At 62.4% G+C, this 22,127-nt stretch carries 27 protein-coding genes and 1 pseudogene; 14 read left to right on the top strand and 14 right to left on the bottom strand.

Translation table 11 applies throughout. From position 1 onward, the window contains the following. Positions 1-411: 411 nt before the first annotated feature. Complete coding sequence (locus ELX51_RS10000; protein WP_127753376.1) at positions 412-1,206, top strand: response regulator transcription factor; 795 nt, start codon at positions 412-414, stop codon at positions 1,204-1,206. A 359-nt stretch (positions 1,207-1,565) separates the two neighbouring features. After that, complete coding sequence (locus ELX51_RS10005) at positions 1,566-2,174, top strand: BTAD domain-containing putative transcriptional regulator (protein ID WP_164854832.1); 609 nt, start codon at positions 1,566-1,568, stop codon at positions 2,172-2,174. Here the strand turns inward: ELX51_RS10005 and lhgO are convergent. Beyond that, positions 2,171-3,367 carry an L-2-hydroxyglutarate oxidase gene (lhgO, locus tag ELX51_RS10010; protein ID WP_127753378.1) on the bottom strand — a complete coding sequence of 399 codons (1,197 nt, stop codon included), beginning with the start codon at positions 3,365-3,367 and terminating at the stop codon, positions 2,171-2,173. The genes ELX51_RS10005 and lhgO overlap by 4 nt on opposite strands. A gap of 221 nt (positions 3,368-3,588) precedes the next feature. Between lhgO and ELX51_RS10015 the strand changes: the two genes are divergently transcribed. Beyond that, positions 3,589-4,185, top strand: a complete 597-nt coding sequence (locus ELX51_RS10015; RefSeq protein ID WP_127753379.1) for an NAD(P)-binding domain-containing protein — start codon at positions 3,589-3,591, stop codon at positions 4,183-4,185. Positions 4,186-4,193: 8 nt separating this feature from the next. Here ELX51_RS10015 and ELX51_RS10020 read toward each other — a convergent pair whose 3' ends face one another. After that, the gene (locus ELX51_RS10020; protein ID WP_127755243.1) at positions 4,194-4,781 is read right to left on the bottom strand and encodes an SOS response-associated peptidase; all 588 of its coding nucleotides are present in this window, start codon (positions 4,779-4,781) and stop codon (positions 4,194-4,196) included. A 132-nt stretch (positions 4,782-4,913) separates the two neighbouring features. On the opposite strand from ELX51_RS10020, the gene ELX51_RS10025 reads away from it, so the two are divergent. Both ELX51_RS10025 and ELX51_RS10030 read left to right on the top strand, forming a co-directional pair. Then, positions 4,914-5,219, top strand: a complete 306-nt coding sequence (locus ELX51_RS10025; RefSeq protein ID WP_127753380.1) for a hypothetical protein — start codon at positions 4,914-4,916, stop codon at positions 5,217-5,219. Positions 5,220-5,702: 483 nt separating this feature from the next. Continuing rightward, positions 5,703-6,920 (top strand): MFS transporter, encoded by a 1,218-nt coding sequence (locus ELX51_RS10030; RefSeq protein ID WP_127753381.1) that lies wholly within the window; start codon positions 5,703-5,705, stop codon positions 6,918-6,920. A 5-nt stretch (positions 6,921-6,925) separates the two neighbouring features. Here the strand turns inward: ELX51_RS10030 and ELX51_RS10035 are convergent, their stop codons facing one another. The 3 genes from ELX51_RS10035 to ELX51_RS10045 form a co-directional block, all read right to left on the bottom strand. Then, positions 6,926-7,489, bottom strand: coding sequence for an NAD(P)H-dependent oxidoreductase (locus tag ELX51_RS10035; RefSeq protein WP_127753382.1), 564 nt, complete (start codon positions 7,487-7,489; stop codon positions 6,926-6,928). 85 nt (positions 7,490-7,574) lie between these two features. Continuing rightward, the gene (locus ELX51_RS10040; RefSeq protein ID WP_127753383.1) at positions 7,575-8,084 is read right to left on the bottom strand and encodes a transcriptional regulator; all 510 of its coding nucleotides are present in this window, start codon (positions 8,082-8,084) and stop codon (positions 7,575-7,577) included. Positions 8,085-8,087: 3 nt separating this feature from the next. Further along, positions 8,088-9,386, bottom strand: coding sequence for a mechanosensitive ion channel domain-containing protein (locus ELX51_RS10045; RefSeq protein ID WP_127753384.1), 1,299 nt, complete (start codon positions 9,384-9,386; stop codon positions 8,088-8,090). Positions 9,387-9,494: 108 nt separating this feature from the next. On the opposite strand from ELX51_RS10045, the gene uvsE reads away from it, so the two are divergent. Further along, positions 9,495-10,532 carry a UV DNA damage repair endonuclease UvsE gene (uvsE, locus tag ELX51_RS10050; protein ID WP_127753385.1) on the top strand — a complete coding sequence of 346 codons (1,038 nt, stop codon included), beginning with the start codon at positions 9,495-9,497 and terminating at the stop codon, positions 10,530-10,532. Positions 10,533-10,549: 17 nt separating this feature from the next. Here the strand turns inward: uvsE and ELX51_RS10055 are convergent, their stop codons facing one another. After that, positions 10,550-10,846 (bottom strand): hypothetical protein, encoded by a 297-nt coding sequence (locus ELX51_RS10055; RefSeq protein ID WP_127753386.1) that lies wholly within the window; start codon positions 10,844-10,846, stop codon positions 10,550-10,552. 88 nt (positions 10,847-10,934) lie between these two features. Then, positions 10,935-11,279, bottom strand: a complete 345-nt coding sequence (locus ELX51_RS10060; RefSeq protein WP_127753387.1) for a hypothetical protein — start codon at positions 11,277-11,279, stop codon at positions 10,935-10,937. 162 nt (positions 11,280-11,441) lie between these two features. Between ELX51_RS10060 and ELX51_RS10065 the strand changes: the two genes are divergently transcribed. After that, positions 11,442-11,753: a hypothetical protein gene (locus ELX51_RS10065; RefSeq protein WP_127753388.1), complete on the top strand. Its 312-nt coding sequence runs from the start codon at positions 11,442-11,444 to the stop codon at positions 11,751-11,753. A gap of 212 nt (positions 11,754-11,965) precedes the next feature. After that, positions 11,966-12,319, top strand: a pseudogene (locus ELX51_RS10070) (cell wall hydrolase); the annotation flags it as partial. Positions 12,320-12,328: 9 nt separating this feature from the next. Here the strand turns inward: ELX51_RS10070 and ELX51_RS10075 are convergent. The 3 genes from ELX51_RS10075 to ELX51_RS10085 form a co-directional block, all read right to left on the bottom strand. Further along, on the bottom strand, positions 12,329-12,916 hold the full coding sequence (locus ELX51_RS10075; protein WP_127753390.1) for a DUF2076 domain-containing protein: 588 nt from the start codon (positions 12,914-12,916) through the stop codon (positions 12,329-12,331). Positions 12,917-12,996: 80 nt separating this feature from the next. Beyond that, positions 12,997-13,662, bottom strand: coding sequence for an exopolysaccharide biosynthesis protein (locus ELX51_RS10080; protein ID WP_127753391.1), 666 nt, complete (start codon positions 13,660-13,662; stop codon positions 12,997-12,999). 100 nt (positions 13,663-13,762) lie between these two features. Then, positions 13,763-14,503, bottom strand: a complete 741-nt coding sequence (locus ELX51_RS10085) for a glycosyltransferase family 2 protein (protein WP_127753392.1) — start codon at positions 14,501-14,503, stop codon at positions 13,763-13,765. A 130-nt stretch (positions 14,504-14,633) separates the two neighbouring features. Here ELX51_RS10085 and ELX51_RS10090 point away from each other — a divergent pair, with 130 nt between their 5' ends. Both ELX51_RS10090 and ELX51_RS10095 read left to right on the top strand, forming a co-directional pair. Then, complete coding sequence (locus ELX51_RS10090; protein WP_127753393.1) at positions 14,634-15,170, top strand: hypothetical protein; 537 nt, start codon at positions 14,634-14,636, stop codon at positions 15,168-15,170. Between the two features lie 106 nt (positions 15,171-15,276). Further along, entirely contained in the window at positions 15,277-15,897 is a 621-nt protein-coding gene (locus ELX51_RS10095) for a transglutaminase-like cysteine peptidase (protein ID WP_248305087.1), read from the top strand. Between the two features lie 73 nt (positions 15,898-15,970). Here ELX51_RS10095 and ELX51_RS10100 read toward each other — a convergent pair whose 3' ends face one another. Next, positions 15,971-16,288 carry a hypothetical protein gene (locus ELX51_RS10100; protein WP_127753394.1) on the bottom strand — a complete coding sequence of 106 codons (318 nt, stop codon included), beginning with the start codon at positions 16,286-16,288 and terminating at the stop codon, positions 15,971-15,973. 141 nt (positions 16,289-16,429) lie between these two features. Between ELX51_RS10100 and ELX51_RS10105 the strand changes: the two genes are divergently transcribed. Then, positions 16,430-17,086, top strand: coding sequence for a hypothetical protein (locus ELX51_RS10105; RefSeq protein WP_206524609.1), 657 nt, complete (start codon positions 16,430-16,432; stop codon positions 17,084-17,086). Positions 17,087-17,091: 5 nt separating this feature from the next. Here ELX51_RS10105 and ELX51_RS10110 read toward each other — a convergent pair whose 3' ends face one another. From ELX51_RS10110 to ELX51_RS10120, 3 genes are all read right to left on the bottom strand, one after another. Then, positions 17,092-17,310 carry a DUF3126 family protein gene (locus ELX51_RS10110; protein ID WP_127753396.1) on the bottom strand — a complete coding sequence of 73 codons (219 nt, stop codon included), beginning with the start codon at positions 17,308-17,310 and terminating at the stop codon, positions 17,092-17,094. A gap of 98 nt (positions 17,311-17,408) precedes the next feature. Then, on the bottom strand, positions 17,409-18,236 hold the full coding sequence (gene cysE / locus ELX51_RS10115) for a serine O-acetyltransferase (protein ID WP_248305088.1): 828 nt from the start codon (positions 18,234-18,236) through the stop codon (positions 17,409-17,411). Positions 18,237-18,315: 79 nt separating this feature from the next. Next, complete coding sequence (locus ELX51_RS10120; protein ID WP_127753398.1) at positions 18,316-19,086, bottom strand: alpha/beta hydrolase; 771 nt, start codon at positions 19,084-19,086, stop codon at positions 18,316-18,318. A 143-nt stretch (positions 19,087-19,229) separates the two neighbouring features. Here ELX51_RS10120 and ELX51_RS10125 point away from each other — a divergent pair, with 143 nt between their 5' ends. The 3 genes from ELX51_RS10125 (at position 19,230) to ELX51_RS10135 (ending at position 22,126) form a co-directional block, all read left to right on the top strand. After that, positions 19,230-19,475 carry a zinc-finger domain-containing protein gene (locus tag ELX51_RS10125; protein ID WP_127753399.1) on the top strand — a complete coding sequence of 82 codons (246 nt, stop codon included), beginning with the start codon at positions 19,230-19,232 and terminating at the stop codon, positions 19,473-19,475. A 21-nt stretch (positions 19,476-19,496) separates the two neighbouring features. Further along, complete coding sequence (locus ELX51_RS10130) at positions 19,497-20,690, top strand: FAD-dependent monooxygenase (RefSeq protein WP_127753400.1); 1,194 nt, start codon at positions 19,497-19,499, stop codon at positions 20,688-20,690. A 125-nt stretch (positions 20,691-20,815) separates the two neighbouring features. Then, entirely contained in the window at positions 20,816-22,126 is a 1,311-nt protein-coding gene (locus ELX51_RS10135) for a TCR/Tet family MFS transporter (RefSeq protein WP_127753401.1), read from the top strand. The last annotated feature ends 1 nt before the right edge of the window (position 22,127 follow it).

Genomic DNA, 22,127 nt, shown 5'->3' on the forward strand with positions numbered 1-22,127 from the left:
AAGCCTTTAACCCTATGGCTCCTCGCCTACCAAGATAACGGCCCACTGGGGAGTTGCCGGAACTCGGCTGCCCGAGCAAACTACTCCGCTTCACGGAACCAGCCTAATTATCTGAAAATGCAAGGGATTGTTCAAGAACGCCAGTTCGGCCCCGCCCCGTGCACAAGAAAATCTCACCCAGTTTGACTCGCTTCGAAGAACTCCCGCCGGAACCCAATGCAACTCCCCGGAGCGTTTTTCGGCTACTATTTGGGCCTACTGGCCTTACCGCACCCAAAATAATCAACTGCCGAGATACTTGCGCTCGTCTGGCTGAAGATCCGAGCTTTGTCACGGCTGTGTCACGACGGGTATGTTCCTTGGGAGCGTCCTAAGTTAAATAGGACTAAAAAATCATCAGTTGGGGCAATCATGTTGGAAGTCATCAACCACAAGGAAGAAGGCATCTATGCCTTCTGGCACACGACCCCGTCGCGCGATGCAGAGGGCCGGGACGGAATTCTCATCCTGGCGAACACTGGCGTGACATTCCAGAGTCTGCTCAAGGCCGCTCAGCAGTGCTTCTTGCGCGTCGGGGTAACCCTATCGAGTCAGCTGCCTGAGGACGCCACGGTTCCATACAAGCCGCGGCTGATCCTGCTGGACGCTCTCGCCTTTCGCAATATACCGGGCATGATCTCGCAATGCCGCGAGCGCTACCCGGACTCGCCCATAGCGCTTTTGGTCGAGAATGGCTGGAGCGAGGATCCGGCGCTGCGTGCTGTTGTGGCCGAACGCGCGATCCAGGGCCTCGTGCCCTTCAACCTCCAGATCAATGTCTGGCTAGCTGCAATCTGGCTCCTGCTTAATGGTGGCGAGTATTTTCCGAGCGTCGCCTCCCCTCGCTCAGCCGCGCGCGGCTTTCTGACCCGCCGCAGTCCCTCGAGTGGCCCGGAAGGAGCCACGGGCAGCGACACCGTTGGGGTACTGTCCAACCGGGAAGCCGAAGTGCTTGAGCTGATGTCCGACGGCTATCAGAACAAGATCATCGCGGCCAAGATGGAGCTGTCCGAGCACACGGTGAAAGTGCACGTGCACAACATCATCCGTAAGCTAAAGGTGCATAACCGCACCCAGGCAGCGGCTGTGTTTCGCTCGTTTGATCGACGACCGGGCTATGACACCCCACCAGCCGGCACCATGCCCGCTATCGTACGGACGCTATGAAGGGGCGTTAAAAACCCCTAGCGTGAGTAAATTGAAGTCCAGGCGGCCACGGACAGCAACACCAGTCAATCCGCGCAAACCACTACAATAATAGACTGACTGTTGCCGCGACCCATCCGCTACGATCACCGTCGTAAGGAGGGCCGACGAGTTAGGCGTGTCATACTTGCTAAACTACAGATCGTAAGCCGGAACCCGGGGGGGATATCATGTATGTGATAGACGGCCGAACGGCACAGGTGTCGATTTTTACCTTCGGGAATTGCCATGTGCAATCTTCGGGCAGGTTGATCAATCCACCGTTCAACTTGCTGCGAATTTTGGTCTACATCCTGCTTGAAGGACACGGAAAACCGGTTGTGCGACGGCGTATCGGCGATCTGATCTGGTCGGACAATGGCTCCGAACAGGCCAATGCCGATATCCGCCAAACGGTGGCGCGTATCCGCAAGTTCCAGGACGACAACAACTTCGAGTTGTTTTCTGCCGATCAACAGATGGCCTGGCTTAATCTGGACCAGAACATCTATATCGACTTGGCCGAATTCTTGGATATCGCCGCCAATCCCACCTCCAAGGGCTGCGTGCGGATGTGCGAGATCTATCGGGGGGAACTGCTGGAATCCCTGCGCTCGGCGGGCGAAGGGTTCGAGGAGTGGCTGGCCTTTCAGCGAACTGCCCTGCGTTACGAATTCATCAGTGCGGTCTCCCAGGCCATCGAGCTCGACACCGATCTAACGGCTCAGGAGCGCCATGCCTGTGCCACCCGCTTGCTACAGATCGACCCATATCATGAGGGCGCCCACCGCGCCTTGATGTATGACGCGGCTGCCAAGGGCCAGTTCTCGTTCGTCAAGCAACTCTTCAATGATTGCAGCAAGCGGCTGCGGGAGGAGCTGGGTGTAGGGCCCGATGACGAAACAGTACGGCTTTACCGCGAACTGATCAGCAGAAGCCCTACCGCCTAGTTCGCCGCTTCGAGCACTTCGCGCGCGATGTGATCGCCGATCGGCAGGGCCGATGTTGCCGCGGGAGATGGTGCATTGCACACATGCAGCATGCGCTCCCCCCGCAGCAGCAGGAAATCCTGCACCATGGTCCCGTCGCGCCGCACCGCCTGCGCCCTGATGCCCGCCGGCATCGGGGTCAGGTCTTGGAGGGTGAGCGACGGGCAGTACTTGCGGCACGCCTCCAGATAGCGCCGCCGGAACAGGCTATTGGCCATTTCCTCGGCGCCCGCCCGAAAATGGCGGCCCATCGTGCGCCAGAACCCCGGAAACCCCACCGCTGCCGCGATGTCGGGCAGGGAGACCGCGCCCTTGTTGTAGCCCTCGCGCGCCAGGCCCAGCACCGCATTGGGCCCTACGCTCACCCCACCGCCGATCATCGGCGTCAGGTGAATGCCCAGAAACGGCAAATCGGGGTCGGGCACTGGATAGATCATGGCCCTCACCACCTGGTCGCGCTGGCTGGCGAGCCGGTAGTATTCCCCGCGAAACGGCACGATGGCAAAGTCTACCTCAAGGCCCGCCATGCGCGCCACCCGGTCCGATTGCAGCCCGGCGCAGGCGACCAACTGCCCGGCCGTGAACGGCACGCCTTCCGCTGACAACTCCACCCAGCGGCCGCGCGCCTGAATATAGTCCGCCGTTGTCGATAACCGGATCTCGGCCCCCGCTTCCGCCAGCTCGACCGCCAGCGCCGCAAGGATCTGCTTGTAGTCGACAATGGCCGAACTCCTGACCAGCAGGGCGCTCAGGCCGGTGATATTGGGCTCGATCGCCTCAATGCCAGCGCGGTCGAGCAGCTCCACCGCAATCCCGTTTTCCTCCGCCCGCTGGTGCAGCTTGGCCAGCCGCTCCACCTCAAGTGCATTGGTCGCCACGATCAGCTTTCCGCGTTCCTCAAAGGCAATGCCCTGCTCGCGGCAATATTGCTTGGTCCGCGCCATACCCTCCTTGCACAGCCGGGCCTTGAGGCTCCCCGGCGCATAATAAATGCCCGAATGGATCACCCCCGAATTGCGACCTGTCTGGTGCTGCCCGAGGCTGGCTTCCTTTTCCAGCAACACCAGCGTAGCGCCTGGCCGCTTGGCCAACAGCGCCTTGGCCGTCGCCAGGCCGACAATGCCGCCCCCGATCACACAGAAATCGTAATGCATGCTGCTCGGTCCGCTTTGGCGCGCGATCGCTCGAGGAGGGATGCTCACCACTACGCTCATCCTCGCTTGCCCGCCAAGCCAATCATAGTGATTGCCCGGTTAATCCCGAGCCGGCGCCGCGATGAACCCATCGCGCCGGCTCCGCGTTTATCGCCCTTGCCGACCGCTCACGCCGATCCCATTGTCGGTGCTATCCGGCTCATGCCCCCTGGAGGTTGCCCATGCGTATCGCCGTATTTGGAACTGGTGAGGTCGGTTCGGCCGTTGCCGGCAAGCTCAAATCCCTCGGCCATGACGTCGTGTTCGGTTCGCGCCATCCTCGCGCCGCTCAGCATGGCATCCCCGTCCTCAGCCATTCGGAGGCGGCCGCACACGGCGAATGGGTGGTCAATGCCCTTCACGGCGAAGACGCCATGGCGATCCTGCCGCCCCTGCCCCTTGCCGGCAAGCTCCTAATCGATATCGGCAACTTCCAATCCGTCATCACGGGCCCCCTCACCCATACGCTGGGCGAAAGCTTGCAGGAGGCGCTGCCCGACACCCGTGTGGTCAAGACGCTCAACTTCGTCAGCGCCCAACTGATGGGGGCCCCCGAACGCCTGTCGGCGCCCCACACTATGTTTATTGCGGCCAATGACGCAGGAGCCCGCGCCGCAGTCACCGAACTGCTGCAGGATTTCGGCTGGCGCGACATCCTGGCTCTGGGCGACTTGACGGCCTGCCGGGCCATGGAAAGCCTCGCGCCCATGTGGATCCGGCTCTACGAGACCCTTGGCCATGTTTATTTCAATATCGCCATAGTCCGCGATCCCGTCTGAACGGGGCGCTACTCCGCCCCTTTTCGCACCACCTCTACCTGGAGCGAGCCTGCGGGCAACGGCGCCAGCAGTTCCGCTTCCGGCCGTGTCAGGAACAGCCAGGCTGCCCAGTCCTTGGGCCGCAACACGCAAATTTGCCGGTCATGGATCGGTGCGATGTCGGGGCCGGGCTCTGTGGTGAGCATGGTAAAGCTCAGCGCCCCGTCTTCCGCCTCGCTCCACAACCCGGCAATTCCCATCACGGGCGAGTCGCGCAGCGCAAAACGGTACTTGGTCTTGGGATATTTGCTGCCGGTGAATTCAAAGAACCCCGACAGTACCACCACGCAGCGCCGCGAATCCGCAAAATGCCGGCCATCGGATTTGAAGTTGAACACGGGCCCCGCCTTGGGCCGCGGCGGCGGAAAGCCGAAGCGCATCAGCACCAGTTCCACCCCGTTGCCTGCGGCGCGCAGCACCGGCCCCTCATCGCCGATGCGGATATCATCGGCCCGGATCAGCGCCGCTTCGGGCTCCCCCGCTACGCCCACCTCCAGCGCCGCAATCGCCCGCGCATAGTCCGCCTGGCTGACATGTTGTTCATAGTCGTTGCACATGGCCATGAGCAAACCACGCCGCCTTAACGGGTTCAACTTTTCTGCGCGGCCGTGCTGCCCCTCAAGGGCTGAAACCCTTCAAAACCGGGCCCTCCATCACCATATAAGTGGCTGAAAACCGGAGCTAAAAGGATGTTTAACGAAACCACGTTTCGGCGCCATGCCGAAGAAACCTTGGCCTTGTCAGCCAGGCTCAAGCAGGTCCGGCGCCTGTTCAAGACGGAAGGTGGTCACCTCACCAATGCCGGCCGCGCCATTGTCGCCGAGGGCCTCAAGCAGGGCATGACCACCGCCGATCTGGCCGAACTGCTCGAGGTCAATCCAGCCGTGGTGCGTTACCATGCCCGCCAGCTCGGCCACGCCCTCCAGGGTGAACTGCGCCTGCGCCCGGCCCGCCGCGATCCCGCCCAACCCCAGCGCCTGCTCCAAGCAAGCTGACCCGTTCGCTCGATCTGGGCTGGCCCGTCGGCTCCCGGCAAGCGGGGCCGCCCGCTCAACTTATCCCCGGTGCCAAAAGCTCGGTTATTGTTGCCCCATCTTCATGCGCAACTGCGCGGTCGCGACGAACGGTCGGCATGGGGAGGCCGGATGGCATGGGGGTCGCTCCATGTCCTGTGGTTTAAAGGATGATCTGTGACCCGATTTGAGCCCCCGGGTTTTTCTTTCGGCACGGGCTTAAGCCGAGGACGGTCCTTTCCATAGAGTCTCCGGGATAGCATGGGGCAAGGCTTGCTTCACCTATACCTTTTGCCGGACGACCGGCACCGAGGCGATCCTTGCCCCATGTCGCAGCCGCTGGCCCTTGGCCGAGCGGAGATTTGGCACGTCCGCATTCCCGCCCCGCAAATAAATTGATCGCCATTGTCGCGCCCCCGCGGCCCCAATCGTCTATAATCAGGCAAAAGCTTGGAGGAGCAGGCGATGGAGCGTGGTTATGGTTGGGTGATCGTCGGCGCCGGCGCCGTGATCACCTGTGTGGCGGCGGGCTCGATGTTTGCCCTGCCCGTTTATCTGCAGCCCATTGCCGATGACACCGGCTGGAGCCGCGCCGGCATCTCGCTGGCCATGACCATGGGCTTTCTCGTCATGGGTGTAGCCGGCTTTGCCTGGGGCACGGTCACCGACCGCATCGGGGCCCGTCCGGTTGTGCTGCTCGCCTCCTGCATCCTGGGCTTCGGGCTCCTCGTCGCCAGCCGCGCCCCCAATCTCCTGGTCTTCCAGCTGGCCTATGGCGGGGTCATGGGCGCCTCGATCGGCGCCTTCTTCGCGCCCATCATGGCCACGACGATCGGCTGGTTCAATCAGAACCGCGGCCTTGCCGTCGCGCTGGTGTCGATCGGCGGCGGCGTGGCGCCCATGGTCGTCACCCCGCTCGCCAGCGTGCTCATCACCGCCTATGGCTGGCGCTCGGCCATGCTGCTCACCGCCATTGTTGCCTGGGCCATTCTCCTGCCCACAGCCCTGCTGATCCGCCGCGCTCCGGCCGAAGCCCCCGCTTCCGAGCCAACTCAAAACGCTACCAGCACAGCGCCCAAGGGCTCGATCGGCACCGTCCTGCGCACCCCGCAATTCGTCGTCCTCGCCGGCACCTTCTTCCTCTGCTGTGCCGCCCATTCCGGCCCCATCTTCCACACCGTCTCCTACGCCATGCTCTGCGGCGCCTCCTCCCTCGCTGCCGCCAGCATCTATAGCGTAGAGGGTCTGGCGGGCCTCTTTGGGCGCCTCATCTTCGGTCTCCTCGCCGACCGGCTCGGCGTCAAGCGCATCATCATCGGCGGCCTCTTGCTTCAGGCAGCCGGCATCTACACCTATATCTATGTGACGCAGATCACCGATTTCTACATGCTCGCCGCCGTGCTCGGCCTCGCCTATGGCGGCGTCATGCCTCTCTATGCCGTGCTGGCCCGCGACTACTTCCCCGCCCATGTCATGGGCACGGTTCTGGGCGGCATCACCATGACCTCCAGCATCGGCATGGCCTTCGGGCCCATTGGCGGCGGCTGGATCTTCGATACCTTCGGCGATTACCACTGGCTCTATATCGCCTCCGCCCTGATCGGGCTTGCAGCGGCAGCCGTCGCCCTCGCCTTCCCGCGACCGAGCCAACCCTCCGGGCGCCTCGAGCCGATGCCGGCCTGAGGGAGCTAAACGGCGCGGCGCACCTGCTCGAGATATTTCTCCCGCTGCGCCGCGCTCGACGTCTTGATGCCGCCGAATCGGGTGACCTTGACCGGCCTGATCCCGCAAAACTGCAGCACCGCGTTCTTGACCGTCGCCACATCGCTGTTGCGATAAGCCAGCAGCAGATAGATCGAGGGCCCGTCCGAAGTGGTGAAGAGCTGCGCGTCGCGCCCCTTCAGCAGCTTGTCCCAGAAAGGGTCATTCTCGTGGTAGCTGAAGGCCTGCCCCGGCAGGATCGCTCGGTCGAAAAAGCCCTTGAGCAGCGCCGGCACCGATCCCCACCACACCGGATAAAACAGCACGATCCGTTCGCACCATTCGATATTCTCTTGCGCGGCCTTGAGGTCGGGCTCCAGCTCCTGGATCACTTCATAGCCATGCCAGAGAACGGGGTCGAACTTGAGCTCGCCCAAATTATGCCGGCGCACCTCATGCCCCTTGGCCTCGGCGGCAGCTTGGTAGGCATCGGCGAGCGCTCCATTGAAACTCTCCGCATCGGGGTGTCCGAGAACAAGATAGATGCGCATGGCGGCCCTCCGATCTTTGGCACTGCCCGATCCTGCCGGGCCGTCTGCTTCCAGTGTTGACCAGCCAACTCCCTCACGCAACCGCTCAGGCCTCGCCCAGCACCTTGCGCCATATCTGCCATTCGCGCCGGGCATCCTCCTGCGCCCGGTGGGCCACTGGCTGACTGGCCGCTTCCGCCCGCGCCGCTTCGATCACCGCCTGTGCCTCATCGGGCCCCAGTCCTCGACTTGCCGCGGCCTCAGCAAAGGCCAGGTCCGTTGCTTCCAGCCGCACCAGATGCCGTGGATGCCCTGCCGCTCGCAGCAACATGCTTAGCCAATGCCCATCCCAGGATGGGGCGCTGGCAAACACGCGGTTGCCATCCCAAAGCTGCAGCACCCGCTCGCAGGCTTCCGTCGCCTCAACACCCTTATCCACCAGCTCTTCCCGCGTGATATGATGGATAGCCTCGGCACCCGGATCCCAATCGGTCCATCCCGGTGCCGGTTTGATCAGGAGGCTTTCGCCGCTGCCGTCTTCCCGCACCCAGCCCACTTCGATCGGATAGCTCTGTTTTTCCAGCGATGATGCCTCGAAGTCGAGAAATACGAGCACGAGTTACACTTCCTTTTCGAGGCGCAACGGGGTTTTGAACCGCACATCCTGCTGCGGGAACGGGATCTCGATCCCTTCCACCTTGAACGCGTCCCACAGCGCCAGCAGCACTTGCCCGCGCACATTGGTCAGCCCGTTTTGTGGGTCGTTGATCCAGAACCGCAATTTGAAGTCCAGCGACGATGCTCCGAATGCGGTCATCCAGCACACCGGCTCCTTGAAGGCGCTCACCCGCTCGACCCCCCGGGCAGCGGCAATGGCCACGGCCGTGACATGATGGGGATCGGATTCGTAACTGACGCCGAACTCCACATCGATGCGCACATTCTGGTCCGAATAGCTCCAGTTGATCACCTGCTGGGTAATGAAATCCTCGTTCGGGATCAGGTATTTGCGCCCATCCCGCGTCACCACCGACACAAAGCGTGCCCGCAATTCGGTGATCCAGCCAAAGGTCTCGCCCACCTCGATCGTGTCGCCCGGCTTCACCGAGCGATCAAGGAGGATCAGGATGCCAGAGATGAAGTTGGACACGACCTTCTGCAGGCCAAAGCCGATGCCAACACCGACAGCGCCCGAAATCACGGTCAGGGCCGTCAGGTCCACCCCGGTCGCTGTGAGCGCAAAGGCGCCCGCCCCGATCACCAGCACAATGCGGATCAGCTTGGACAACAGCACCTTGCCCGAAGCCGACATATCATCGGCGCGCGCAATCCGGCCCTCGATCACATGGCTGATAAACAGCGCCAGCCACACGACCCCCGTGACCACCAGTGCCGCGCGGATCACCAGCAGCGCCGAAATGCGCACCTCGCCGATGCTGAACGCCAGATGGTCGAGCGCTTGAGCCACGGGCGTGCCGATCCCTAGCACCAGCACGGCCACATAGATCCAGCCGATCGCCGCCACCACCTGGGCCAAACTCCGATTGCGGATCAGCCGCGTGAGCACCGAAAGCACCAGCCAGGCCGCCGACAGCAGCAGCACGCTCGCTAGCAGTGCATCGGGAACATCGGCGGCGATCATGCTGAGGCGCATCACGAACAGGGCGACCACAAACACCACCCAGCGCGAGCGCCGGATCGTGGCAATCACCAGTCGCAGCAAGTCGGGGTTGCCCTTTATGCTCCGGCCCCAGCGCTCCAGCCGCCGCTCCAGCGCCTTGCCGGCAAACCTCGCGATCACCCAAGCCAGGGCGATGAGCACCGCCTGCAGCAGCGTCCACTCGTTCCAGTAGAGCCCAAGGAAATCGCGCACCCAGCGCTCAACTGCGTTTCCCCACTGCGCCCATTGCTGCGGCATCGTGCCTGGTCCCTCGCCTGCCAGCTTAACGAGGCAGCCGGTGAATGGTTGTCATCCGTCAAGGGAACGCGCCGCCGGGCGCGGCATTCCCTTCTCCGGAGGTACCGGATGGACAATTTCCCGATGCGCTTGGGCGTACCCGTCAAGATCATGGGCAAGCCCGATCTTAAGAGCAACGATGCCCGGCGCGCCCAGAACGCCCCGCATCTCAAAGTCTCGCTGGGGTACCTCGACGCCATCTTCGATTATCTGGTGGGTCACGGCATTCACATGTACCGCATGAGTTCGGACCTGGCCCCCTATGCCACCCACCCCGACATGCCGCTCTTTCATTCCATGGTGGCCGACAGCCGCGCCGAGCTTGGCGCCACCGGCGCCAAGGCCCGCCAGCTGGGGCTGCGCCTGTCCTTCCATCCCAGTCAGTTCGTGGTCCTCAACAGCCCCGATCCGGAGCTCGTGCGCAAAAGCGTCTGGGACCTGACCTCCCAGGCCGAAATGCTCGATGCCATGGAGCTTGGTCCCGAGGCCGTGCTGGTGATCCATGTCGGCGGCGTTTACGACGACAAGGAGGCCGCCCGCACCCGTTGGGTGGAAACCTGGAAGAGCCTGCCCGAGCCGGTGCAGCGCCGCCTCGTGCTCGAACACGACGACCTGCGTTTCTCGGCGGCCGACGTCTTATGGATCCACCAGCATACCGGCGTGCGGCTGATCTTTGACCACCAGCATTTCTGGTGCCTCAATCCCGAACATGCCGGCCTGCGCGAAACGCTCACTGCCATTCTGCGCACCTGGCCAGATGGCGTGCGCCCAAAGGTGCACTTCTCCTCCCCCCGCACCGAGATGCGACAATTGCCGCGCAAGGACAAGAAAACGGGGAAAACCACCATGGTCAATGCCGCGCCGGTCTGGACGGGTCACGCCGATTTCGTCAACCCCTTTGAGTTCGCCACCTTTATGCGCACGGCGGCCGGGCTCGACTTTGACGTAATGCTGGAAGCCAAGGTCAAGGACCTCGCGCTGATCCGCCTCCGCCCGGACTTGATCCGCTACGCGCCCGATGTGGCCGAGCGCTTCGGTCTCGTCCAAGCCCTCCAGGCACAACTCGACAGCGAGCAGTCAAGCCTGCTCGAACTCGATCCAGCCTAACAAGGGACTCGAAGGCTTCAGCGCCAGTGCTGGGGCCAATACACGTCATCCCGATAGTCGGCCGGGATCGGCGCCAGCCGGCAGATCGCTGCGGTGGCCAGGTTGATCTGGTCTTCTATCTGCCGGATCTCGGGTGGCATCTGCCGTCCGGTCACAAATGCCCGCCGGCGCCATTCATCGATCCGCAAGAGGCGCAAGCGGCGCTCGGCTTCTGCCTCGACATCCTCGGCAAACACCGCATCGCTTGCCACCGGCCGCCGGGCCTTGGCAGGTCTTGTCCAGGCTGCTTCGAACACTGCTTCCGAATTGCGCATCACGACCTTCAGTCTGGCAGCGTTCCAGTGCTGCCCGTCCCGCAGATTGCGATGCGAAGGTTACAAATCTGCAAACGCTGGGCGGTAACTATTGGGGCGGGGTCTCGTGGTTCTGCGCCGCCTTGCGGTCGCGCCGCTTGCGCCGCCAAGTCGTCCATTTACGCGTGCCAGTCACAATCACGGCGTTCACCGGCCCCCGCAAAAACGGCAGATCGATCGCCAGCAGCAGCAAGCCCAGCGGCAGCATCCAGGCCCCCAGCACCGGCAGAAAGCTGAAGACGCCGCCAAGGATCAACAACACCCCAAGGGGGATCCGCACCAGTCGCGCTCCGGGCCGTCGAAGCCATTCCAGAGCCCTTGCGGCAAAATTGGGCACGCGCCGCTCCAACTTGTCGAACTGGCGAAACAGGCGAGCCTTGCTCTTGCCGGACATTGGGGCGTTCCTCTGATGTAAACGCCATATCGTGACGCCGCTCACGCAATCCAAGGGCAGCCCCTGCGGTTCCCTCCTCAGGGTCTGCAAAAAGCGCTGGCGGAACCCCAATCTTTCCCCGGTGTTGTGCAATCAGTTAAAACCACGGCGGAGCGTCACCCCATGGCCAATGTAACCGAGCATGCCCTGTCCCGCATCGAAGACCTTACCCGCCAACTGGCGCATCTGCGCAAGGAGCTTTCCGGTCGTGTCGCCCCTGCCCGCAAGGCGGGCTCGCATGCTTTGCACGATGCGCAGCATCAGGCGGCCGAACTGGCGCAGGATCTGGGTGAGTATGGTTCTGCAGCCGCCCATCTGCTTGGCCGCCAGGCCCGCCACGCCGGCAAAGCGATCAAGAATGACCCTGTACCACTGGTGGTGGCGCTTGGCACCTTCGTGCTGCTGTCGTCCCTCTTTGCGCGGCGTCGCCGCTGAGGAGGGCACGGTTAACCGGCACTTAACCGCGTTTGGCAGACTTTCCTTAAATATGTTCCGGCATTTTCGGTCTGGCATGCTTTTGTGCCACACACCGGAGTCCGCCGATGCGCGCTGCCACCAGAACCATTCTGCGCCTCGTCGCCGTAACCGTAGCCGCCTCAACTCTGGGCGGCTGCAGTTTTTTGGGCATGAGCTTCGGCACTGCCCGGCTCAGCGAAAAAGAATGCCTGATGCGCGCGATGTATTTCGAGTCCAACCGCTCGAGCTCTGAAGGCATGCTGGCGGTTGGTACCGTGGTAATGAACCGGGTCAATGACCCCCGCTATCCCAAGTCGGTCTGTGGCGTCGTCGGCCAACCCAAGCAATTCGCCCAGGGCGTGCTCAGCCGGAAGATGACGGACTCCGGCGCGATCCTGGCCGCCCAAACGGCCGACCAGGTCATGCGGGGAGCCCGCCACCCCGGGGTGCGGGGCGCCAAGCACTTCCACACCGCCGGGCTGCGCTTCCCCTACAACAACATGCACTATGTGCTCGAAGCGGGCGGCAACGAGTTCTACGAGAAGTACTGACTCCTAGAATTCGCCGCCAATATCGAAGTCGGAGTCGTCACCGCCTCCAAAATCCTGCTCAGCATCTTGCTCGCTGCCGTTATCCCCGCCCGGCTCATCGGCGTTAAGCTCTCCGGCGTGAGCATCGCCCGAAAACATCCCGGCAATCGCACTGCCCAGCAAAACGCCACCGGTTATGCCAAGCGCCGTTTGCGCGGCGCCGGCCAGAAAGCCGCCGCCCCCGCCCATCCCTGGGCTGCGGCGCTCCTGGTAGTCACCACTGTCGCGTCGGCCCCAAGGCCCCTGCCGATTGTTTTGCGGCCCACTAGGTCGGTTTGCGTCGCCAAACACGCCGCCGAGAAACCCGCCGCCCGAACCGCGCTGCGCCTGTGCCAATTCAGCTTCCAGTTGCTCGATGCGCTCCTGGGCGCCTTCCAGGGCGCGCTCCTGCACGATGATGGTTTGCGCCATGTAGTAGGGCGAAGCCGGCGCTTCGGTCAGCCGCTGCCGGATCAGCATTTCGGCTTCCCGGTCCCGGGGCGGGCTGTTGCGCGCCACCTGCTCGATGCGCTCGAACAAGCCGTCAATCGCGTAGCGGTCTTCGGAGTTCATGCTGACTCTCCCTTTCTGGATCAACAGGGAGGAAATGGTCACGCCGGGCAAGCGTTGCAACCATGCGACAAAGCGATGCCTCAGGCGCCGAAGCTGAACCCGAACACATGGCCGAGCACGAACAAGGCGCTCCACAGCAATGCCAGCGTAACGCCCCAAACAATCACCACCGCCGCGACGGCGCAGAACATGCCGATGAGGATCCACACCCCATCCCGTTGCAACACGCCCAGCGACAACACACAAATGGTGAAAGCCGGCAGCATATTTCCCAGTGGGATGGGCAAGAAGAGGATGATGGACAACAATAGGCACACAGCACCAACCACATATTCCGCCGGTGGTCGGGCCAGCATCTGCAGCCGTGGTCGCATCAGGCGTTCCGCCTTGCCGAGCCACGGCGCCGCCAGATTGGCCACCTTCTCGAACTCGGTGCGGGACAAGGAGCGATTGGTGATCACCTTGGGCAGCCATGGCCGCTGGCCGAGCATGAGCTGGAACGCCAGGAAAATCAGCGGAGCCCCGAGCACCGCGGAGACACCGGGAGGCACCGGGATGGCATTGGGAACCGCGAACAGGAACATCAGTGCCCCGCTCGCCCGATGCTGCAGAGCTTGCAGCAGATCCCCGATGGAGATCCGCTCACGTTCCGCATTCTGGGCGATGCCAAGCAGGATTGCAGATAATGGTTCCGGCGCGTCGGGCGCGGGATCTGCAGCTATTTCGATGGTCCGATCCTGGGTTATGGCATTCGCCTTTCGCTTGGGTCCGAACCCATACTGTCCCGCCCAAAATCAAAACGCCAGTGGCTTGTCAGCCGTAGGCCGATTTCTGCTTGGGTGGCAGTTAATTGCGGCGAATGTCGTTGTAGTCCTTGGTCACCGGCTTGCCCCGGAAGGTCACCCAGAAAAAGTTCAGCGTATAGGTGCCCGCGGTGCGGAACACGCCTTCCTTTTCCAGCCGCCGGCCCGATGTCTTCATCTTGAGGGCGAAGGTCCATTTCACGCCACCAACCTTGGACAAGCGCACCGCCACGTCGGTATCCTCGCCAAAGAACTGGATCGAGCGGTCATAACCGCCGACCTGGGCCCAGGCAGCCCGCTTAAACACGAAATTGCCGCCCTGCACCACCGATCCAACGCGCAGGATGAAGCGATTAACGATGTAGATGAGGTAGGTCAGCCCATAAAAGGCATTCACGAGTGCGCGGTTGAACCAGCTCATGTCGTAATAGATATAGGGCCCACTAAGGCAGACAAGCTTGGGGTCTTTGCCGAATTCGCGCAGCACCGTATCGATCCAGCCCTCGGGCACCATCGTATCGCTGTCGATATTGGCAATCAGTTCGGCGTTCGTGGCGTTGAAGCCAGCATCGCGTGCATTGACAAGACCCTTTTTGGGCTCATCCACCACGCGCACCGTGGGGAAGCTGCGCGCGATCTCGCCGGTGCGGTCGGTCGAGGCATTATTGACCACGATGATTTCGGCATCGGCACCGGAGCGGGCAATCTCCGCCACCACCGATTCCAGGCACTTACCGATCAGCGCTTCTTCGTTATAGGCCGGAATAACAAAGGCCAACTTCATGGACATGCCCCTTTTTGCGCACTGGCGCCGGGCCTTGGATTAGCCGCTGCCGTGCGCCAGAGCAACAAGCACCGCTGCCGCAGCAATGCTCGCTGCTGGTTTGCCCACCAAAAGCGGCTATGTTGACCTCATGACCCGCTTCGCGCCCGCCATTGCCCTCCTGCTTGTTACCGGCAGCACGATCCTGATCTCCGGCGCCCTTGCCGATGGCCGGGGTGATTGGCACGGCTATGCGTGGCAGAGCATCAAGGTGGCCGACTGCGTTCCGCAGCCCACCGGCACTCTCGCCTGCCCGCACTTTCACGAAAAGTGGGATTGGAAACGCGACCAATGGGTCGATATCACCATCACGCTTGATCGGGACCGCCAAACCCTGCATCTGCGCCAGCAGCTGAGCGACAATGACCGGCGCGACACCGACTATGTCTGCGTCACCGCCGTGGTGGTCGACGCCGAAGGCCACAACCTGGCTGTGCATCACCAGAACTGGCTGATACACGGTGGACAAAGCCGCGCAGCCGATTTCACCTATGCCAGCCCGCGTCTGCCGACGGCCACCAGCATCCAGATCGGCTCCAAGCAATGCCGCGACGGGGCCGGCCAGGACGACGATGCTTATGCCACCGTGCTGGCCCGCCTGGCCGAAGCACCAGGCCCTCATGGTTAACCAGTCCCTGCTTCAATCGATAAAACTCGCATAAAAACTACTCGGCAGTTTTCGGACCGGTGCAAGCGGCGCCTTCTAGTTTGGTCTCCATCGAGGAGATCACGCAATGCACCGCACCAAAATGGCTCTAGTTTCAGCCTTGCTCACCCTGGCCTTCGGCCTGGGAGCGGTGCCCGCCCAGGCGCTCGATCTCACCAATGTTGCTTATGTGCAAACCGCCACCGCTCCAACGAGCATCCCGGTCGGCCATGCCGAGTTCTGTGCCTCACGCCCCGCCGAGTGCAGGCCCAACACCGAAGTGGTCGCTGCCATGCCGTTGACCCCGGCGCGCTGGCAGCAGCTGCTCGATGTGAACACCAACATCAACACCACGATTGTTCCGGTCACTGACGAGATCCTCTACCAAGTCAGCGAATTCTGGACCTACCCCAATGGCTATGGTGACTGCGAAGACTTCGCCCTCGCCAAGCGCCGCGACCTGATCAAGGCCGGCTGGCCCGCCAGCACGCTGCTGATCACTGTGGTTCGGGAAGCCAACGGCAACGGCCATGCCGTTCTCACCGTCCGCACCGATCGTGGTGACCTTGTGCTGGACAATCAGGACGGCGATGTGCGGCTGTGGAGCGAAACGCCCTATCAGTTCATCAAGCGCCAGGCGCAGGACAATCCGGGTCAGTGGGTGGACATGATCGACAGCCGCGAAATGATCATCGCCGCCGTCAACTAGCCCCGGCAACAGCCAACAAAAGGGCCCGCTTCAGCCGTGAAGCGGGCCTTCGTAATTCAATCTACTTGTCCCGTCAGAACCGGACGGCGACGTAGATGCTCATGAACAACAACCCCGTCACGAACGCCCAACCAAAGGCAACCATCGCCCCTACCAGCGCCGAGCCGACAGAGATATGGCCGCTGTCGCGCTCAAGGCCCATCTGCAACATGATATAGGGGCCGCACACAAAGCTCATCACCAGATGTCCCAGCGACACCGGCAATGTTGGGCCATCGACGCGAAGCAGCGCCTGCTCCCGCGCCAGCCATTGATAAAGGTGGGTACCGGCGCCGGCCACGCACAGCCCCACCCCAATTATGAACCCTGCCAGCAGCAATTCACTCGACATGTTTCGTGTCCCGCCCGGACCGGGCCAAGCCCCGGTCATTAACCTTCCATTAAGCATATTGCGCGTCCAATGCGCTGTCACCCCGATCCTTAACACCTGGTTAATGCTGTCCACATGCAAACACGCTCAGCCTCGACCGCCATGTCCCAGGCCCCCTCGGTGGCCTATAATCTTGCCGGGATCGCGGTTCTGGTCTTGTTGCTGGCGGTAGGCGCGGCCTATCTGCTCGACGGCTTCACCAGGGCTTCTGCACCCGCCCAGCCGAGCCTTGCTGACGGGAATACGATTCGTCAGACCATTTCAGGACGTGAACTCACCATACCGGCGTCATGGTTCCGTTACGGGGAGCCAGTTCACGGTGGCTTTACCGACCAGATCGATCTGCGGGTGATGTTTGCGCCCCAAGGCGCGGGCAAAGCCTTGCCCGTCGACATTTCTCTGGTGCCCCGCAGTCGCGCTCGCACCAGCAGCACCTTGCTGGACGCAGTCTATCTGCACCAGTTCGGGGATGACACACTAGCGGGGGTTCCGGGTCTTGTCGGCAAGCCCCTGGGGATGGGTCAGGGCTATATGGGGGAAAGCGTCTGGTATGACGCGCTCTCGCCCAACCCATTCGTAGCCAAATGCGCCGAGCCGGTGGAAGCGGGTACACCGCCCCGCTGCCTGCGCACGGTTTATCTCGGGTCCGGCATCGCTGCCGTCTATGCATTTGACGCCACGATCCTTGGATCGTGGCGCCTGTTCGATGCGGAAATGCGGCGCTGGCTCGAGCCGATCGGCGCCTGGCAGAACGGCTAAAAAACCTAGTTCACTTCATCCAGGTCGATATCGAGGATCGACATGTTGAAGATATAGGATTTGTCGCCGTCTTCGTCGTCGGCATGGATCAGCCCGATCGACTCATCGCCGATAAACACCTCAACGGAGTCGTTGAGCTTGGGACGCGGGCGCACGTCGATATTCTTGTTGCCGAACTTGGTTTGCAGGAACTTCTGCAGCTTGATGATCTCGGGATGGTTCACGGGCGTGGTGTCCTGCTGATTGGTGTTGGCCGCAATCTAGTCAGGAGACAAACGCGCACAACCCCGCCTGGTGGCATTTTAGCGGTAACAATCGCCACTCAGGCGTTGAGGTCGTGGACCAGCACCACCTGATCCATCACCAGCGCCGGCTGAGCGCACCCCGCTTCTCCAATGATCTTTGCCGGCACTCCGGCCACGGTGACGCGCGGCGGCACTTCCTTGAGCACCACAGATCCGGCGCCGATTCGCGAACAATCGCCGATCTTGATATTGCCCAACACCTTGGCGCCGGCGCCAATCAGCACACCATTGCCAATCTTGGGGTGTCGGTCTTGGTCCGACTTGCCCGTGCCGCCCAGCGTCACGTTCTGCAGCATTGAGACATTGTCGCCGATGACCGCGGTCTCCCCGATCACGAGGCCCGTACCGTGGTCCAGCATAATCCCCTGCCCAATCACCACGGCTGGGTTGATGTCCACCTGGAACACCTGGCTCGCCCGGCTCTGCAGATAAAGCGCGAAATCGCGCCGCCCGGATTCGAACATCGCATGGGCAAAGCGATGGGTCTGAATCGCTTGGTAGCCCTTGAAGAACAATAGGGGCTCCACCGCCCGATGGCAGGCTGGATCGCGCTCGAGCGTGGCGGCAAGGTCCACGCGCGCCGCTTGTCCTATTTCAGGATGGTCAGCCAGAACTTCGCCAAAGGCCTGCCGGATCAGGTCGGCCGAAACATCATCATGGTCGAGCCGCGCCGCCAGCCGATGCGCCAGCGCCTGCTCGAAGCTATCGTGGTTGAGCACAGCGGAGAGCGCCAGGTTTGCCAGCGAGGGTTCATTGGCTGCAATCTGCCGGGCACCGGCGCGCACCGCTTCCCAAACGGGATCGACGATTTGCAGGTCAGCAGACTTCTTGGCGTTGCTGGTCACGGCCGCAGCTCCGTTCATCGGGAAGTGCCGATATAGGTCATTTCATTCTACAAGACAAAGCCCCAGCCGCGCTTTTGGTTCACGAACCTTGCTGAGCCGGGAAAGTCCTCCCCAGAAATTCTAGCGCGGCGGCCTTGAACTTGGTGTCACCCGTCGCTCGCATATGGTCGCGTCGGGGAATCACGAAGGCCTCGCCCTGCGGCAGCAACGCCGCCAGCTCATCGGGGGAACCCGCCATCTCATCGGCCTCCCCCACCGCCACTAGCACCGGCACCGGAATCCGTCGCACATCGGCACGCGCCATCGGTTGCCGCGAGGTTTCCATGCAGGCGGCCAATGCCTCGCGATCGGACTTGGTGTGGTCGGCAAAGATGCGGAACTGGCGCGCAGTCGGATGCGTCAGCCCGGTAAGGCTCGGCGCTGTCAGGCCCGCGATGATGTCACTGCTATCGGTCAGCCCATTGATGAGGTTCATTCCCATGCCCCCGAGCACTAGCGCAGCCACCCGCTCTTCATGCTCAAACGCCATGAACGCTGCCACCCGCGCACCCATCGAGTAGCCCAGCACCGCCGCCTGTCCGATGCCGAGATGGTCCAGCAGCGCCACAGCATCGCGCACCATCGCGGTGGGATAGTAAGCCTCCGGATCATGCGGCCGGTCCGACTCGCCATGCCCGCGATTATCGATGGTGATGGCTTGGTATCCGGCTCCGGTCAGGGTCTCGACCCAGCCGGTGTCCACCCAGTTCACCTTGCCGCTCGAGGCAAAGCCATGGATGCACAATATGGGGGGACCTTCTCCATAGCTGGCATAGGCAAGGCTCAGGCCATCCGATTCAAAGCGTGGCAAGTTCGCATCCTCTTGAGCTGATTGCCGTCCGGTTTTGCGGCATCGGCGCGTTAAAGCAAGCCCAAAGGCGGGCCGCCGTCGCCCTTTTCTTGTTGCTTGCCTTGCACTATGGTCCGGCCACTCCAATCACTCCGGGTCTGACCATGGCACACGGCACCACGCCTCACTTCCACAACACTGATGGCCTTGCCCAGATTGAGATAGGTGCCAAGGAGTTCCAGTGCATCGGCGCCCTGCCCCCGTTTGACCATCCCCATATCTACCTCGATATGGGCAAGGACGACGACGTTGTCTGCCCCTATTGCTCAACGCACTATGTGTACAGCGCGACCCTGCCCGCCGGCACTGCCATCCCTCCCACTGCCGTTTATCGGACCGATGTGATCTGAGGCATCGGCACGTTACCGATCATGCCAGCTTCTGGCCGCACATTCTTCATCGCCGGTGCCGGCATCGCCGGGCTGACCCTGGCACTCGCTCTCGCCAAGTTCGGTGCCCATGTGGTGATGCTGGAGCGCAGCGCTCGGCTGTCGGAATTTGGCGCGGGCCTCCAGATCAGCCCAAATGCGCGGCGCGTGCTCGACCGGCTCGGTCTGAAGGAAGCCATCGGGGCGCGCAGCTTCGAGCCCGCCGGGATCGATGTTTACCCCTTTGGTCGCCTCGATCCGCTCGTCACCATGGAGCTCGGGCCCCAGATGGAAGAGCGGTTCGACGCCGCCTATAGCGTGATGCACCGTGCCGATCTCGCCGAAACGCTCTATGAAGCCTCCCGCCGCTTCGCCAATATCGATGTGATGTTCGGTGTCGGCAACTGGAGCGCTCAGGCCACCCAAGCTGGCGTCACCGTCACGATCGAGGAAGCCGGCGGCCAAACCAGAACCTTGCGCGGCGCCGCTCTGGTTGGCGCCGATGGCGTTCATTCGCGCACCCGCACGCAACTCCTCGATGGTCCACCCGCAGCCTTCTCGGGCCGCATTGCCTGGCGCACGCTCCTGCCGCTCGACGCCCTTGCCGGGCAAATTGCGCGGGACCGGGTCTCCGTCCTCTTCGGGCCTCGCTTGCATCTGGTGTGTTATCCGCTGCCCCATCGTGGCGTCATCAATCTGGCGCTCTTCACCCAGCATCGCAATGACCAGGACGCCCCCCACCCGACGCTCTCGTTCAAGCCGTCGCGCAGTCCTCGGCTGCAGGCCATAGTTGACCGTGCGGGGGATAGCTGGACCCCGTGGCCGCTCTATACTGTCTCGACGGATAGCTGGCACCGTGGACCCATCGGACTGCTAGGTGATGCCGCTCACGCCATGGTCCCCTTCCAGGCGCAGGGCGCGGCCATGGGTATCGAGGACGCAGCAACGCTCGCGCCCCTACTCATGGAGAGCAGTGATTCCGCGCAGGCCTTTGCGCGCTACGAGGCGGTTCGCCAGCCCCGCGTCGAACGCGTGGCCGACCTGTCCCGCAGCAATGGGCGTATCTTTCACCTACCCTGGCCGTTATCGACCGCCCGCAATCTCGGCATTCGCCTGCAGGGACGCCGCGGTCACCTTCGGCGCCTGGCTTGGCTTTATGATTATGATACCGATGCGCCACAGCCTCGCCGCAGATAGCGCGCTATTGACCGCCATGGTGCGATTTCTTCGCTCCACTTCTGCTGCCCTGCCCTTGCGTTGGGGAGCCTGCCTGTGTCAACTGCAAGCCGTTTCTACAATAATTTCAATGGGAGCGCCCGCTCATGCAAACCGCGATCCGCTCCCGCCTGACCCTTACCTGCATCCTCGTTACCATCCTTCTGGATATGATCGGCGTCGGCATCATCGTGCCCGTGCTGCCCGAGCTGCTTGAGGAACTGACAGGCGGCGGTGTCGCGCAGGCGGCGGTCATCGGCGGCTATCTTGTGTTCGCTTATGCGTTCATGCAGTTCGTGTTTTCGCCCGTGCTCGGCAATCTGTCCGACCGCTACGGGCGCCGACCAGTCTTGCTGTGTTCCCTGCTCGGCCTCACCTTCGATTACCTGATGATGAGCATCGCGCCGTTCGTCTGGTATTTGTTTATCGGCCGGATCATTGCCGGTATCGCGGGAGCAGCGCTTGCCACCGCAACCGCCTATATGGCCGACATCACTCCGCCCCATAAACGGACCCAGCGCTTCGGCTTGATCGGCGCAGCCTTCGGCCTCGGCTTTATTATCGGCCCGGTGATTGGCGGCGAATTGGGTGAAATCGGGCCCCGCGTTCCTTTCTACGCTGCAGCCGGCCTGGCCTTTGCCAATTTCCTGTTCGGCCTGCTGGTCCTCCCCGAAAGCCTGCCCAAGGCTTCGCGCCGCAAGTTCGACATTCGCCGCGCCAACCCATTCGGCGCGGTTGCTGCTCTGCGCAAATACCCCGCCGTGCTGTGGCTGCTGGCCGTTCTCTTCTTCCTGCAGCTGACCACCCAGGCGCTGCCCAATGTGTTCCCCTATTACGCTGTGGATATGTTCAACTTCACATCGTCTTCTATCGGCCGCACGCTGGGCGCATTCGGGGTCGGTTTCGCTATCAGCCAGGCTGTCCTGGCAGCGCCTTTGTCGAAACGCATCGGTGAACCTGCGGTCGGTATTATCGGGCTATTGGCAGCAGCAACGGCCTTTGCCGGCATCGCTTTTTCAGCGGATGTCTACCAGCTCTATCTGTTCATCGCCGTCGGAACGATCAGCGGGCTCGCCCCACCTGCCATCAACGGCGTGCTGTCGCGGCAGGTCCCAGACAATTCCCAGGGTGAACTACAAGGTGCGGTCAATGCCGCCAGCTCCCTCGCCACGATTATCGGTCCTCTGGCCGCCACGCAGATCTTTTCCTACTACACCAGCGCACCGGAATCCGGACACTACTTCCCCGGCGCTCCGTTCGTCGCCAGCGGCATCGCCGTGCTCGTAGCCTTGGTGCTTTTTGGCGTTGCCGCGTGGCGTTTCGAACTCAGCCATCGCCCGAGCGTGGCTAACCACCCCGTTGTTCCCGAAATGGCGCCGCCCGGCCAGCTGCGCACCCCGCCTCTGGACGAGAAATAAC

Origin of the sequence: Devosia sp. 1566 (genome assembly GCF_004005995.1) — a bacterium.
GTDB lineage: Bacteria > Pseudomonadota > Alphaproteobacteria > Rhizobiales > Devosiaceae > Devosia.